Source organism: Pseudomonas brassicae, assembly GCF_010671725.1.
In the GTDB taxonomy this organism is placed as follows: Bacteria; Pseudomonadota; Gammaproteobacteria; order Pseudomonadales; family Pseudomonadaceae; genus Aquipseudomonas; species Aquipseudomonas brassicae.
In genome coordinates, this window is record NZ_JAAHBU010000112.1 from 1 (window position 1) to 13,819 (window position 13,819).

General features: G+C 65.6%; 10 protein-coding genes and 3 pseudogenes. 7 read left to right on the forward strand and 6 right to left on the reverse strand.

Annotation, left to right across the window (positions count from 1 at the left end; genetic code table 11):
- Positions 1–209: 209 nt before the first annotated feature.
- From G3436_RS09570 to soxR, 3 genes and pseudogenes are all read right to left on the reverse strand, one after another.
- Positions 210–815 carry an SMI1/KNR4 family protein gene (locus tag G3436_RS09570; protein WP_178116388.1) on the reverse strand — a complete coding sequence of 202 codons (606 nt, stop codon included), beginning with the start codon at positions 813–815 and terminating at the stop codon, positions 210–212.
- A 2-nt stretch (positions 816–817) separates the two neighbouring features.
- Positions 818–1,417, reverse strand: a complete 600-nt coding sequence (locus G3436_RS09575; RefSeq protein ID WP_163944013.1) for a hypothetical protein — start codon at positions 1,415–1,417, stop codon at positions 818–820.
- Between the two features lie 82 nt (positions 1,418–1,499).
- Positions 1,500–1,978, reverse strand: a pseudogene (gene soxR / locus G3436_RS09580) (redox-sensitive transcriptional activator SoxR).
- Between the two features lie 120 nt (positions 1,979–2,098).
- Here soxR and G3436_RS09585 point away from each other — a divergent pair.
- The 4 genes from G3436_RS09585 to G3436_RS09600 all read left to right on the forward strand — a co-directional run bounded on the left by G3436_RS09585 (position 2,099) and on the right by G3436_RS09600 (position 10,332).
- The gene (locus G3436_RS09585) at positions 2,099–3,193 is read left to right on the forward strand and encodes an efflux RND transporter periplasmic adaptor subunit (protein ID WP_163944019.1); all 1,095 of its coding nucleotides are present in this window, start codon (positions 2,099–2,101) and stop codon (positions 3,191–3,193) included.
- A complete protein-coding gene (locus G3436_RS09590) occupies positions 3,190–6,285 on the forward strand; it encodes a MexW/MexI family multidrug efflux RND transporter permease subunit (protein ID WP_163944022.1) in 3,096 nt (1,031 codons plus the stop codon). The genes G3436_RS09585 and G3436_RS09590 overlap by 4 nt, the downstream gene beginning before the upstream one ends.
- Positions 6,282–7,688, forward strand: a complete 1,407-nt coding sequence (locus G3436_RS09595; protein WP_163944025.1) for an efflux transporter outer membrane subunit — start codon at positions 6,282–6,284, stop codon at positions 7,686–7,688. The genes G3436_RS09590 and G3436_RS09595 overlap by 4 nt, the downstream gene beginning before the upstream one ends.
- 448 nt (positions 7,689–8,136) lie before the next feature.
- A complete protein-coding gene (locus tag G3436_RS09600; RefSeq protein WP_163944028.1) occupies positions 8,137–10,332 on the forward strand; it encodes an OsmC domain/YcaO domain-containing protein in 2,196 nt (731 codons plus the stop codon).
- Positions 10,333–10,345: 13 nt separating this feature from the next.
- Here the strand turns inward: G3436_RS09600 and G3436_RS09605 are convergent, their stop codons facing one another.
- Together G3436_RS09605 and G3436_RS09610 are read right to left on the reverse strand one after the other, a co-directional pair.
- Positions 10,346–10,843, reverse strand: coding sequence for a hypothetical protein (locus G3436_RS09605; RefSeq protein ID WP_163944030.1), 498 nt, complete (start codon positions 10,841–10,843; stop codon positions 10,346–10,348).
- Positions 10,840–11,432: pseudogene (locus G3436_RS09610) on the reverse strand (TetR/AcrR family transcriptional regulator). Before G3436_RS09610 ends, G3436_RS09605 begins: the two are co-directional and overlap by 4 nt.
- Positions 11,433–11,595: 163 nt before the next feature.
- On the opposite strand from G3436_RS09610, the gene G3436_RS27515 reads away from it, so the two are divergent.
- From G3436_RS27515 to G3436_RS28505, 3 genes and pseudogenes are all read left to right on the forward strand, one after another.
- Positions 11,596–11,877, forward strand: coding sequence for a hypothetical protein (locus G3436_RS27515; protein ID WP_243667090.1), 282 nt, complete (start codon positions 11,596–11,598; stop codon positions 11,875–11,877).
- Entirely contained in the window at positions 11,808–12,791 is a 984-nt protein-coding gene (locus G3436_RS09615) for an MFS transporter (protein WP_338001231.1), read from the forward strand. The genes G3436_RS27515 and G3436_RS09615 overlap by 70 nt, the downstream gene beginning before the upstream one ends.
- 160 nt (positions 12,792–12,951) lie before the next feature.
- Positions 12,952–13,035: pseudogene (locus G3436_RS28505) on the forward strand (carboxymuconolactone decarboxylase family protein); the annotation flags it as partial.
- Here the strand turns inward: G3436_RS28505 and G3436_RS09625 are convergent.
- A partial coding sequence (locus G3436_RS09625) for an FAD-binding protein (RefSeq protein WP_163944033.1) occupies positions 13,004–13,819 on the reverse strand: 816 nt, incomplete at its 5' end. The pseudogene G3436_RS28505 and the gene G3436_RS09625 sit on opposite strands and share 32 nt — an antisense overlap.

Sequence of the window (13,819 nt, forward strand, 5' to 3'; positions counted from 1 at the left end):
TTGGCCCCACCATGGCCTGAGGTCGGACCACCAAGGCTGACCACGCCGATCTGTCAGGCCATGGTACGTTGCAACAAATGTGGGAGCTGGCTTGCCAGCGAAGCGCCGGCGCGGGCGGCGCTCGATCTCATGACCGCAGGAGAATCCAAGGCATGCACCTTCATGCCCTGATGCGATTTCAAGACAGGATCATCACACCCGCCGGTTCGTCACCCGCGCGTTCCAGCGTTCGCGATGACGCTCGCGCCAGGTCGGGTTGCCAGAGTCGAACCAGGCCAGGGTAGCCTCGACACTGCCTTGCTCGACAACGAACGTGTCGATATGGCGGGCAATGGTGTCGTCCGCCAGGTGCAGCAGCGCCAGGTACGCAGTGAACGAGTCCGCCAGCACCACATACTCATCCTCCTGCTGGCGCGCCCGGTCCAGGCGGGCAGGGCGGCGACCATGGCAGCCACTGCCTGGCGGCCCTCGCGCAGGTCGAGCAACAACAGGCTGGCGCCCCCGTCGCGCCCGATGGGCAGCAGGCCGGTGGCCGGGTAGCCGGGCCGCCTGCGCGCCTGTTCGAACTCTTCAGGGTTGCATTCCCAGTGCTCGTCCTCGCCCACGCCAAACAGCGAAAATCCCAACAGTTCCCGCTCGCCACTGGCCATGACGACGTCGACGTCGTACTCCAGCTGCGCCCCGTTGCAGGTCTTCAGAAAATGCCGGTAGTCATCGGGCAGGCGTGCGCCCAGCCGGGCTTCCAGCTGGGCGATGTCGTGGTCACTGGCGGGTTCGCGGGTGTCTTCGAGCAGCAGGCCCTGGTATTCGTTCACGGTCATTGCTTCAGGTAGGCGTTGAGGCGTTCGACTGCGAACGCGTCGAAGCCTTGCAGTGCATCACTGGCGATCGCCTGTTCCTTGCCTTTGTATTCGACCACCGGCATGTAGAAGCAGGCGTGCTCCACCACCGGGGAAGTATTGGGCTTGCTCGGGTCGAGGAAGGGGTAGGCACAGCCCATGCTCAGGACCTGCAACCGCACCACTTTCAATGTTTGCCCGACCGTCGCGGCCTCGCACATTTCCCAGTCGATGTTGCGCTTGTCCAGCTCGGCCGCCATCGGCAGGTTGCCCATGCGGGTGAAGTGTTCGACTTCCATCGCGGGCGTGACGAACGCGGCCTGCTGGACGGGCTCGGCAGGGCCGGGGCAGATGCTCGCGGCACGGGTGACCTTGAACTCGCCGCTGCCTTGCAACTGTGCGGGGAAGCGCTTTTTCTGCTGCTCGAAGCCTGGGTAGGTCGAGGCGAATGCTTCGGTCGGCATCAGCTCGCTGGCAGTCCGTGGCGTGGGCATTTCGGGTGTGGTGGCCAGCGCGACGGGCGCCAGTGTGGCAGTCAGCAGGGCAATGAGGGTGTTGCGCTTGAAAGTCGCGTTCAAAATTCCACCTTGGAAAGTCGGTCAGTACAGCCTGGTGCGTAATCTGCGTGTTCCTCACGTGCAAGGCAACCCCGCCAGGCGCTCAGGTGCGTGATCCGGCACTGGCCGCTTCCAGAATCCGCGGGCCGGTGCGTCTTGCCCGAGTGCGTCGCCGGGGTTGCGCAACGGGCAATCATCCAGCGAGAGGCAACCACAGCCAATGCAATTGTCCAGGCTGTCGCGCAGTGCCTGCAGCGTGCGGATTCGCGCATTCAGGTCTTCGCGCCAGGCCGACGACATTTCCCCCCACTGCGCCGCCGTGAGCTTGCTGTTGGGTGGGTAGCGGCCCAGCGCCCGCTTGATCTCTTCCAGGGGAATGCCGGTGCGCTGGGCCACCTTGATGATGGCGATCGTGCGCAGCACCAGGGAAGGGAAGCGCCGCTGATTGCCCGCATTGCGCGTGCTGGCGATCAAGCCCTTGGCCTCGTAGAAATGCAGGGTCGAGACCGGCACGCCGCTGCGCCTGGCAACCTCGCCGACCGTGAGCGAACGCACCCCTTCGCTGTGTTTCTGTAGCGTCATGCTCATTGACCTCAACTTAAGTCGAGGTTTTATAGTCCGGCCCGTTCTTTCCTGCAACCGCTTTGCACTGCCGCTGGGCGGTGGGCGTGGCGCAGTGAATACACCATTGAGGAGCGGAGCATGAGCAAACGGGTGCTGTTGGGGGGCGTGGCGGCTGTGCTGGGGGTGTTGGTCGTGGTCAGGCTGATGAGCGTTGATGGCCAGCAGGCGCAGGCGAGCACGGCGTGGCCGGTGACCCAGGTGGCACTGGCTACGGTGACGCACATGCAAGCGCCCCGCGAGGCCTTTGCCGCCGGTGAGCTGGAAGCTGCTCGCCAGGTGCAGGTGGCGGCAGAGGCCGCCGGGCGCATCAGCACGCTTGCGTTCGATTCTGGCCAGACAGTCAAGGCGGGGCAGTTGCTGGTGCAGCTCAATGACGCGCCCGAGCAGGCCCAACGCGTGCGGCTGCACGCCCAGTTGCGCAATGCGCGCCTGCTGCAGCAACGTACCGCCACGCTGCGCACGGCCAACGTCGCCACCCAGCAGCAGCTCGACAACGCCACGGCCGCGCTGCAAATGGCCCAGGGTGAACTGCAGCAGGTCGACGCGGTGATCGCGCAAAAAGCCATTCGTGCGCCCTTCGCCGGCACCCTCGGCATCCGCCGGGTTCACCAGGGCCAGTACCTGACTGCCGGGGAGGCGGTCGCCAGCCTGGTGGACGCGAGCACCTTGCGGGTGAATTTCGCGCTGAACGAACAGGCCGCTACGCACCTGCGTATCGGGCAAAGCCTGGAGCTGAGCGTGGACGCCTTGCCCGAGCGCACCTTCCCGGCGCAGGTGAATGCCATCGACCCGTTGATCGGCAAGTCGCGCCAGGTGCAGATACAGGCCGCCCTGGCCAACCCTGGCGGCCAGTTGCAGGCGGGCATGTATGCCCGTGTGCGCGTGCGTGCGGTGCAGCCGACCACGGTGATGGTGGTGCCGGAGACCGCCATCACCTACTCCGCCTACGGGCAGACGGTGTTCGTGGCCCAGCGCGATGCCCAGCAACGTCTGAGCGTCAGCCGCGTGCGGGTCACCACCGGGGAGCGTTGGGAGGGCAAGGTGGAAGTCACCTCGGGGTTGGAGGCAGGCGATCAGGTGGTCGTCTCCGGGCAGCTCAAGCTGAGTGACGGCATGCAGGTCGAGCCGGTCGCCCACGACACCTTGCGCGACGAAGGGGGGCAGGCCTCGTGACCTTCACCGACCTGTTCGTGCGCCGCCCGGTGCTGGCGCTGGTGGTCAGCAGCCTGATCGTGCTCATGGGCCTGTTCGCCCTGGGCAAACTGCCGATCCGCCAATACCCCTTGCTGGAAAGTTCGACCATCACGGTCAGTACCGATTACCCCGGCGCGTCGGCCGAGCTGATGCAAGGCTTCGTGACGCAGCCGATCACCCAGGCCGTGTCGTCGGTCGAGGGCATCGACTACCTCTCGTCCTCCTCGGTGCAGGGGCGCAGTGTGATCACCTTGCGCATGCTGCTCAACCGCGACCCGACCCAGGCCTTGAGCGAAACCATGGCCAAGGTCAACCAGGTGCGCTACCGCTTGCCGGACAACGCGTACGACCCGGTGGTGGAGTTGTCGGCAGGCGATTCCACTGCTGTTGCCTATGTGGGCTTTGCCAGCGAGACGCTGTCGATCCCCGAGCTCAGCGACTACCTGTCGCGGGTGGTCGAGCCGCAGCTGTCGGGTATCGATGGCGTGGCCAAGGTGCAGACCTTCGGCGGCCAGACGCTGGCCATGCGCCTGTGGCTGGACAGCGAGCGCATGGCCGGGCGCGGTGTCACCGCCGCCGACGTGGCCGCGGCGGTACGCAGCAACAACGTGCAGGCCACGCCCGGGCAGGTACGTGGCCAGTTCGTGCTGGCCGACATCCGCATGGACACCGACCTGACCAGTGTCGAGGCGTTTCGCGAGCTGGTGGTGCGCAACCAGGGCAACCAACTGGTGCGCCTGCGGGACGTGGGTACGGTGGAACTGAGCGCAGCCTCCACCCAGACCAGCGCGACCATGGACGGCCAGCCGGCGGTGCACCTGGGGCTGTTCCCCACGCCGTCGGGTAACCCGCTGGTGATCGTCGACGGCATTCGCGCATTGCTGCCGCAGATCCAGCAGACCTTGCCCCCCGGCGTGAAGGTCGCCCTGGCCTACGAGACCGCGCGCTTTATCGAAGCCTCGATCCAGGAGGTCATGCACACCTTGCTGGAGGCCATGGTGATCGTGGTGCTGGTGATCTGGCTGTCGTTGGGCTCGTTGCGCAGCGTGGCGATCCCGGTGCTGGCCATACCGCTGTCGATGCTCGGCGCCGCCGGGCTGATGCTGGCGTTCGGCTTCAGCATCAACCTGCTGACCTTGCTGGCGATGGTGCTGGCGATCGGGCTGGTGGTGGACGACGCCATCGTGGTGGTGGAAAACGTGCACCGCCATATCGAAGAGGGCCAGACCCCGATCGCGGCGGCCATGGCGGGGGCACGCGAGATCGCCGGCCCGGTGATTGCCATGACCCTCACCCTGGCGGCGGTGTACGCGCCGATCGGGCTGATCGGTGGGCTGACCGGCACGCTGTTTCGCGAGTTCGCCCTGACCCTGGCCGGTGCCGTGATTGTCTCTGGCGTCATCGCCCTCACGCTGTCGCCGGTGATGAGCTCGCTGCTGCTCAAGCCCGGGCAACAGGAGGGACGCATGGCCAAAGCGGCCGAGCGGTTCTTCGGCGGCCTGGCGGCTGCCTACGGCCGCGGGCTGACACATTCGCTGTCGCGGCGCTGGGTGAGTGGGACCCTTGCGCTGCTGGTGTGCCTGAGCCTGCCGTGGCTGTACCTGCTGCCGCAACGCGAGCTGGCACCGCCGGAAGACCAGGCCACCGTGCTCACGGCGATCAAGGCGCCGCAGTACGCCAACCTCGAGTATGTGGAGCGCTTCGCGCGCAAGCTCGACCAGGTCATGAAGCGCATTCCGGAAACCACCGACACCTGGATCATCAACGGTACCGACGGGCCGGCGGCCAGCTTCGGCGGCATCAATCTCAGCCATTGGCAGTCGCGCGACCGCTCTGCCGACCAGATCCAGGCCCAGTTGCAGCAGGCGGTGGCGCAGGTGGAAGGCAGCAGCATCTTTGCCTTCCAGGTGGCCTCGCTGCCGGGTTCCAGTGGCGGCTTGCCGGTGCAGATGGTGCTGCGTACCGCGCAGGATTACCCGGTGCTGTACCAGACCATGGAAACCCTGAAGCAACGCGCCCGCGACAGCGGCCTGTTCGTGGTGGTGGACAGCGACCTGGATTACAACAATCCGGTGGTCAAACTCAGCATCGACCGCACCAAGGCCGCCAGCCTGGGCATCGGCATGCACGCCATCGGCGACTCGCTGGCCGTGCTGGTGGGTGAGCAGTACATCAACCGCTTTGCGCTGTACGGGCGTTCCTATGATGTGATCGCGCAGAGCGAACGGGGTCAGCGGCTGACGCCGCAGGCCTTGGCACGCCAGTATGTGCGCACCGACGAGGGTCGCCTGGTGCCATTGTCCAGCGTCGTGCACCTGAGCATGAGCGTGGCGCCGAACCGGCTGTACCAGTTCGACCAGCAGAACGCGAGCACCTTGCAGGCGATCCCCGCACCGGGCGTGTCTCAGGGCCAGGCCGTGGCATTCCTGCAACAGGTGGCCAGCGAACTGCCGCCAGCGTTCAGCCACGACTGGCAATCCGAATCGCGCCAGTACGTGCAGGAGGGCAGTGCGCTGGTGCTGGCGTTTCTGGCGGCGCTGGTGGTGATCTACCTGGTGCTTGCCGCGCAGTACGAAAGCCTGATCGATCCGTTGATCATCCTGATCACCGTACCCTTGTCGATCTGTGGTGCGCTGATACCGCTGGCGCTGGGGTGGGCCACGCTCAACATCTATACCCAGATCGGCCTGGTGACCTTGATCGGACTGATCAGCAAGCACGGCATTCTGATGGTGGAGTTTGCCAACGAGATCCAGGTGCGCGAGCAGCTTGACCGCGCCGCAGCCATCATCCGCGCCGCGCAGATCCGCCTGCGCCCGGTGCTGATGACCACGGCGGCGATGACCTTCGGCGTGGCGCCGTTGCTGTTCGCCAGCGGCGCCGGGGCCAACAGCCGCTTCGGCCTTGGGCTGGTGATCGTCTGCGGCATGCTGGTCGGTACGCTGTTCACCCTGTTTGTGCTGCCCACCCTGTACTGCTGGCTGGCGCGGGACCACCGGGTACCGGGCAAGCGCGCGCAACAGTTGGCAGAGGCGCAGCGCAGCCTTGGCCTGATGGAGGTGCGGCCATGAATGTCGCATGGCCTAACCTGTACCTGCTCACTGCCCTGATGGGGTTGGCGGCCTGCTCGGTCGGGCCGCAGTACCAGGCCCCTGACGTTGCCCCCATTCAACTGGCCAGCGCGCAGGCGCAGGCATTCGCCCGCGCCGATATGCCGCTGCCGCCCGCCTGGTGGACGTTCTTCGACGACCGACAGCTTGAACAGTTGATCGCCACCGCGGTGGCCAGCAATCACGATATCCGGGTGGCACGGGCGAACCTGCTGCTGGCCCGTGCAAGCCTGGATCAGGCCGAGCGTGCGCGCCTGCCGGTGGTCACCAGCGGGCTGGCCTACCAGCGCAGCCGTGCGCAACCGCCAACCGCGGGGGAGCGGCCGGCGCGGGCACTGTCCGAGTCCTGGCGTGCCGGCCTGGACCTGCAATGGGAGCTGGACCTGTTCGGCCGTCTGGATCACTTGAGCCGCGCGGCCCAGGCGCGTGCCGAGGTTTCGCAGGCCGATCTCGAACAGGTGCGCCTGAGCATCGCCGCGCAAGTGGCGCATGCCTACTTCGCGGTACAAGGCCAGCGCCAGCAGTTGGTATTGGCGCGTGACGAAATACGCAGTTGGCAGGCGACGACCGCCCTGGCCGAGGCGCAACTGCAGGCCGGCAGCGGCCTGCCGGAGCACCGCGAGAGTGCCCGCAGTCAGCTGGTGCAGGCCCAGGCAGCCATCGCACCGCTTGAAGCCAGCCTGCAAGCCAGCCTGTACCGGTTGGCGGTGTTGTGTGGCCAGCGGCCAGGCAGCCTGGCGGTCGAGCCTGGGGCATGGCCGAACCTGCCGCTGGCGCGTCAGTTGCCGTTGGGCGATGTGGACGCACTGATCCGCCAGCGTCCGGATGTGGTGCGCGCCGAGCGCCTGCTTTCAGCCCGCGTCGAGGAGCAGGGCGCGGCTACTGCCGACCTGTATCCGCGCCTCAACCTGGGTGGTTTCATCGGTTTCGTCGCGCTGCGCGACAGTGACCTGGGCAGTGCCGCCCGCGCGTTCGAACTGGCGCCCGGGTTGAGCTGGCCGGCATTCGACCTGGGCACGCTGCGCGCGCGACTGCGCGGTGCGCAGGCGCTGTCGCAAGGGGAGGCGGCGCGCTTCGAGCACGTGCTGCTGCAGGCCATGGAGGAGGTGGAGGGCGCCGTGACCCAGCTCGCCCAGCACCAGCGCCATCTGCTGCTGATGGTTCAGGCGGCGCGCCATGGCGAGGCGGCGTTCGACATTGCCCAGCAACGCTATGGGGCGGGGGCGGGCAGCTACCTGGCGGTACTGGAAAGCCAGCGCGACCTGCTGCGCACGCGCCAGGCCATCGCGCTGGCGCAGACCGCGTCGTATCGCACGGTGGTGGACCTGTACAAGGCGCTGGCCTGGCGTACGCCGGCGGGCTAGCGGGTGCTCAGTCCTTGCACTTGGCCAGCACACCTGGCAGGTCGCGGGCGTGCCGCCGGAGCGGCCGGCGTAGCGCTTGCAGTTGTCGAGGGACTTCTTGCGGGCGATACCCAGTGTATCGCCCCAGGCCAGCCCGCCTTCGCCTGCGGACGGGACAGCCTTTGCGTAGCAGCTGGAACCTTGGTGCGCCGCGGCGTAGCGGGCTTTGGAGGCGTTGCCTGAGCAACCTGCGGTCAATGCCAGCGCTACGGCAAGCAGACACAGCGGGAGCCAGGTGGTGGTGGTGGTGGTCATGTGCGAACCTCTGGTGTGCAGCGCCTGTGTCGGCCAGCGCCTACACGTGGTTGGGGTGTGCTCACTGCCTACAGGTGCACATCGCGCACGACTTCTGGCTGAAAAACTGGATAATGGCGGCCAATTTCGTTTTGCTCGGTAATGGTAATCCCGTATGGAAATCAAGGTCAATTTTCTCGACAACCTTCGACTTGAAGCCAAGTTCGATGATTTCACGGTGGTTGCCGACCAGCCTATCCGCTACAAGGGCGATGGCTCGGCACCGGGCCCGTTCGATTATTTCCTGGCGTCGTCGGCGCTGTGCGCCGCGTACTTCGTGAAGTTGTACTGCCAGACGCGTGACATCCCCACCGACAACATCCGCCTGTCGCAAAACAACATCGTCGACCCGGAGAACCGCTACAACCAGATCTTCAAGATCCAGGTCGAATTGCCGGCGGACATTTCTGACAAGGACCGCCAGGGCATCCTGCGCTCCATCGACCGCTGCACCGTCAAGAAGGTGGTGCAGACCGGCCCCGAATTCGTGATCGAAGAGGTGGAAAACCTCGACGCCGATGCCCAGGCCCTGCTGATGCTGGATTCGGCGTCGGATACCAGCACGTACATCGTCGGCAAGGACCTGCCGCTGGAGCAGACCATCGCCAGCATGTCCGCCATCCTCGCTGGCCTGGGCATGAAGATCGAGATCGCCTCGTGGCGCAACATCGTGCCCAACGTGTGGTCGCTGCATGTGCGCGATGCGCAGTCGCCGATGTGCTTCACCAACGGCAAGGGCGCCACCAAGGAAGGCGCACTGGCCTCGGCGCTGGGCGAGTTCATCGAGCGCCTGAACTGCAACTTCTTCTACAACGACCAGTTCTGGGGTGAGGACATCGCCAACGCGGCGTTCGTGCACTACCCCGAAGAGCGCTGGTTCAAGCCAGGGCGCAAGGACGCGCTGCCCGCCGAGATCCTCGACGCGCACTGCCTGGCCATCTACAACCCCGAAGGCGAGCTGCGCGGCTCGCACCTGTACGACACCAACTCGGGCAACACCGCGCGCGGTATCTGTGCGCTGCCGTATGTGCGTCAGTCGGACGGCGAGGTGGTGTACTTCCCGTCCAACCTGGTCGAGAACCTGTACCTGAGCAATGGCATGAGTGCCGGCAACACCCTGGCCGAAGCCCAGGTGCAATGCCTGTCGGAAATCTTCGAGCGGGCAGTCAAGCGCGAAATCCTTGAAGGCGAACTCGCCCTGCCGGATGTACCGCCGGCCGTGTTGGCCAAGTACCCCGCAATTCTCGCCGGCATCGAAGGGCTGCAGGCCCAGGGCTTCCCGGTGCTGGTGAAGGATGCATCGCTGGGCGGCGAGTTCCCGGTGATGTGCGTGACCTTGATGAACCCGCGTACCGGTGGCGTGTTTGCTTCGTTCGGTGCGCACCCAAGCTTTGAGGTGGCGTTGGAACGCAGCCTGACCGAGCTGCTGCAAGGGCGCAGTTTCGAAGGCTTGAACGACCTGCCGCAGCCGACCTTTGAAAGCCAGGCGGTGACCGAACCGAACAACTTTGTCGAGCACTTCATCGACTCCAGCGGTGTGGTGTCGTGGCGCTTCTTCAGCGCCAAGGCCGACTTCGAGTTCGTCGAGTGGGACTTCTCCGGCCAGGGTGAAAACTCCAATACCGAGGAAGCCGCCACGCTGTTCGGCATCCTCGAGGGCATGGGCAAGCAAGTCTACATGGCGGTGTATGAGCACCTGGGCGCCACCGCCTGCCGCATCCTGGTGCCCGACTACTCCGAGATCTATCCGATCGACGACCTGATCTGGGACAACACCAACAAGGCGCTGCTGTTCCGTGCCGATATCCTCAACCTGCACCGCCTGGACGACGACGCCTTGCACGCGCTGGTCGAGCGCCTGGAAGACAGCGAGCTGGATGACTACACCGACATCAAGACCCTGATCGGCATCGAGTTCGATGAAAACACCGCCTGGGGCCAATTGACCATTCTGGAGCTCAAGCTGCTGATCTACCTTGCCCTGCAGCAGTTCGAGGAGGCCAGCGACCTGGTGGGTGCGTTCCTGCAGTTCAACGACAACAGCGTCGAGCGCGGCCTGTTCTACCAGGCCTTGAACGTGGTGCTGGAGGTGATGCTGGACGACGAACTGGAACTGGACGACTACGAAGTCAATTTCCGTCGCATGTTCGGCAACCCGCGCATGGATGCGGTGATTGGCTCGGTGCAGGGCAGCGTGCGCTTCTACGGCCTGACCCCTACCAGCATGAAGCTCGAAGGGCTGGACCGGCACCTGCGCCTGATCGACAGCTACAAGAAGCTGCACGCGGCGCGAGCCACTGCGCCGAAGTGATCCTCAGCATCGCTCAGTTGCGAAAGTAGAGTTCATCGAGCTGACGCCGCCGAATACTCAGGTATTCCTCCCACACGGCAGGGAAGTCCTCTTCGCGGTTGAAGGGAAACGTCAGGTAGATGAACTTGCCGGTGACCTGGATGTACTGGCGGGCACGTTTGAACGTGGGTTGCTCGGTCACCGCCACGCTTTCGTCGTAGCCCGCGTGGTAGTGGCGGATGTCGATGCGGTGCGGCGCGATCATGCCCCGCGCAAAATCGATCACCCAGCCGTGGCCCAGCGCAGTGCCCAGGTAGCCATATACGCCGTCGCTCGACAGGCGGATGCAGCTGCTGGCCTGCGTGCCGTCCTCGTCGTTCACCAGCACGATCTGGTCGTCGAAGTAGCGCAGGGTGCGCTGGTCGGGGCCGTGCAGCACCAGGTTCCAGCTTTCGGCCGACATGCGGAACTCGCCCTGGTTTTCGAAGCTGGCGACCCAGCCGTTGGCGAGGGTGATGGTGTGGGTGTTCATGCGTGTGGGGTCTCCAGCAGCCCGCGTAGCAGCAGGTCCAGCCCGGCAAGTGCGTGTGCCAGGCGCACATCACCCTGGTCACCGTCCGCGATCCAGAAGGCGGCTTCGGCCAGGCTGCCATAGATCAGCCTTGCGATTGCCTGCGCATCAGCCTTGGCGATTACCCCTTGCTGCATGAGGTGGTCGATCAGCCTGGCCATCGACGCGATGCAATGGCGTTGCGACGCCGGCGAGGCGCCGCCCAGCACGGCCTTGGCATCACGTAGCACAACACGCTGGATTTCTGCTTCCAGTGCCATGTGCAGGTAGCCGCGGCAGCGGCTGCGAAAGCCTTCCCAGGGGTCGTGCGCGGCGTCGCAGATGGCATGCAGGCGTGCGTCCATTTCGGCATCGATCTGCTCGACCACGCCGCCAGCAGCCCCTTCTTGTCGCCAAAGTGGTGATACAGCGCACCACGGGTCAGGCCTGCCTGCGCGGTGAGGTCATCCATCGAGGTGTCGGCGTAGCCGCGCTGGCTGAAGCATTGGCGGGCCGTGGCCAGCAGGCTGGCGCGGGTTTCTTCCATGTCGACGCGGGTACGGCGGACCATATCGGGCTCTCTTACATACTTCTCGTATGATTATTTACATTCACTGCGTATGAATGTAGGGTTTATTCATACGGCGCGTATGCAGTGTGCTGGCTCCGTGCTGTCCTGGCAAGCGTGACGCGGCTTGGCGGCGCTCCATGTTCTCACTTCAAGGATGTTAACCATGCACAATGCTGCAACGGCCGGCGTACCGACGTCGGCGTCCAACCCGTGGCTGGCGGTGGCGGCGGTAGCCCTGGCGACCTTCTCGGTGGTGACCAGCGAAATGCTGCCGGTCGGCATGCTGACGCCGATTGCCGAGACCTTGGGCAGTGCGACTGGCACCGCCGGCATGATGATCTCGCTGCCGGCGTTGCTGGCGGCCTTGTTCGCGCCATTGGTGGTGCTCGCCTCGGGCGCCTCGACCGGCGCACACTGCTGTGCGGTCTGCTCGGCCTGCTGGTGATCGCCAACCTGGCCTCGGCGCTGGCACCGAGCATGGCGTGGATGCTGGCGGCGCGGGTGCTGGTCGGCTTTTGCATGGGCGGCATCTGGGCCATTGCGGGAGGTTTGGCAGCCCGGTTGGTGCCTGGCCAGGCGGTGGGCCTGGCAACGTCGATCATCTTTGGTGGGGTCGCTGCCGCGTCGGTGCTTGGCGTGCCACTTGGCGCGCTGATCGGCGATAGCGCGGGCTGGCGCTGGGCCTTTGGCGGCATGGCGCTGTTCAGTGCGCTGGTGTTTGTTTTGCAGGTAAGGGTCATTCCCCGATTGCCCGTTACCCGCTCTGTCAGCGTGCGCCAGTTCGCCGAGCAACTGGGCAATCGCAGGTTACGCACCGGCCTGGTGCTGACCTTGCTGCTGGTGGCCGGGCATTTCGCCGCGTTTACCTTCGTGCGCCCGTTGCTGCTGACTGTGTCGATGTTCGACACCCAATGGATCAGCCCGTTGCTGTTCGCCTACGGCGTGGCCGGCATTCTCGGCAACTTTGTGGCGGGGCTGACGGCAGCGCGGCGTAGCGTGGCAACCGTGGCAGTGATCGCCTCAAGCCTGCTGGCCACGGTGGGGCTGTTCCTCGCGGTAGGTGATTCGACGCTCGGCGGTGGCGTGGTACTGCTGGTGTGGGGGCTGGCGTACGGCGGTGTGTCAGTCGGCCTGATGACGTGGATGATGAAGGCTGCACCACAGGCGGTGGAGGTTGCCGCGGCGCTGTATGTGGGCATGTTCAATGTCGGCATCGCCCTGGGGGCCTGGCTCGGGGGGCTGGTGGTGGATGATGCAGGCCCGACCGGCAATCTCTGGCTGGCCGGCGCGTTCACGGCGGCGGCGTTGCTGGTGTGCGCCGGTTCAGGCTGGCCCGGTGGCAAGGTACGGGGGCGCTGAGCCTTGCGGTGGCCAAGAGGGCTCTACGCGCCAAGCTGCTCGACGTAGCTGGACTCTCCGCCACCACTTGCGCCCGACAGCCAGCCCCACACGAAGGCCAGCGTGGTGCGCCCGGTTGCGTCGACACCCACGCGCACTCGACCGCCCTGGTAGGTGCTCGACCGATGCCGAGATTTCCGACCTGACGCTGGCAGCGGCATTGATGAATGCGTTCAACCGGCTGGCAGTGGGCATGAACCTCTGAGGGGCGGCTCGACGGTGTGACCGGCCAGCACCCGTGCGGCGATGTAGCCGAAGGTCATGCCTGGCCCCAGGGTGATGCCGCCGCTGGGGTAATAACCGTGCATGATGCTGTTCATGTCGTTGCCCACGGCGAACAGACCGTTGATCGGCATCCCCTGCGCGTTCACCACGCGCGCATGCGCGTCGGTGTTCAGGCCGGCAAAGGTGCCGAGGCTGCCGGGCACCAGCTTGACGGCATAGAACGGCCCCTGGCGCAGGCTGCCAAGGGCGGGATTGGGCCCGTGCAGCGCCTCGCCCTGGGCTTTGTTGTACCGCGACTCACCGCGCTGGAACAGCGGGTCATGACCCTGCTCGGCATGCTGGTTGAAGGTGCTGACAGTGGCGTGCAGCTGTTGCGCATCAATGCCGCATTGGTGCGCCAGCGCGGCCAGGGTCGCCGCCTTGAACAGGTAGCCTTTGCGCACATACCCGGCGGTCGGGAACGGGAAGGGCTTGGACCATCCCAGGCCGTAGCGGCGTTGTGCGCGGTGATCGCAGATCAACCACGACACCGGTGCCTCTGCCGGCCCGGTGGCCTCGAACAATGCGCGCATGTAGTCGTGATAGGAGTTGGCTTCGTTGACGAAGCGTCGACCGTCCTGGCGCACGGCAATAAAGCCCGGTTTGGCACGCTCCATCAGGTGCGGGAAGCCGCTGAAACCGCCATCTTCGCGCGCTACCCGCGACACCGGGGCCCACGCGGCGGCGTGGGGCAGGTCGCAGGCCACCTGTGCGCCGACGCTCTC

Excerpts from the sequence above, each read along its gene's own strand:
- G3436_RS09585 (WP_163944019.1), top strand. The coding sequence starts at position 2,099 with ATGAGCAAACGGGTGCTGTTGGGGGGCGTGGCGGCTGTGCTGGGGGTG.
- G3436_RS09595 (WP_163944025.1), top strand. The coding sequence starts at position 6,282 with ATGAATGTCGCATGGCCTAACCTGTACCTGCTCACTGCCCTGATGGGG.
- G3436_RS09600 (WP_163944028.1), top strand. The coding sequence starts at position 8,137 with ATGGAAATCAAGGTCAATTTTCTCGACAACCTTCGACTTGAAGCCAAG.
- G3436_RS09605 (WP_163944030.1), bottom strand. The coding sequence starts at position 10,843 with ATGAACACCCACACCATCACCCTCGCCAACGGCTGGGTCGCCAGCTTC.
- G3436_RS27515 (WP_243667090.1), top strand. The coding sequence starts at position 11,596 with ATGCACAATGCTGCAACGGCCGGCGTACCGACGTCGGCGTCCAACCCG.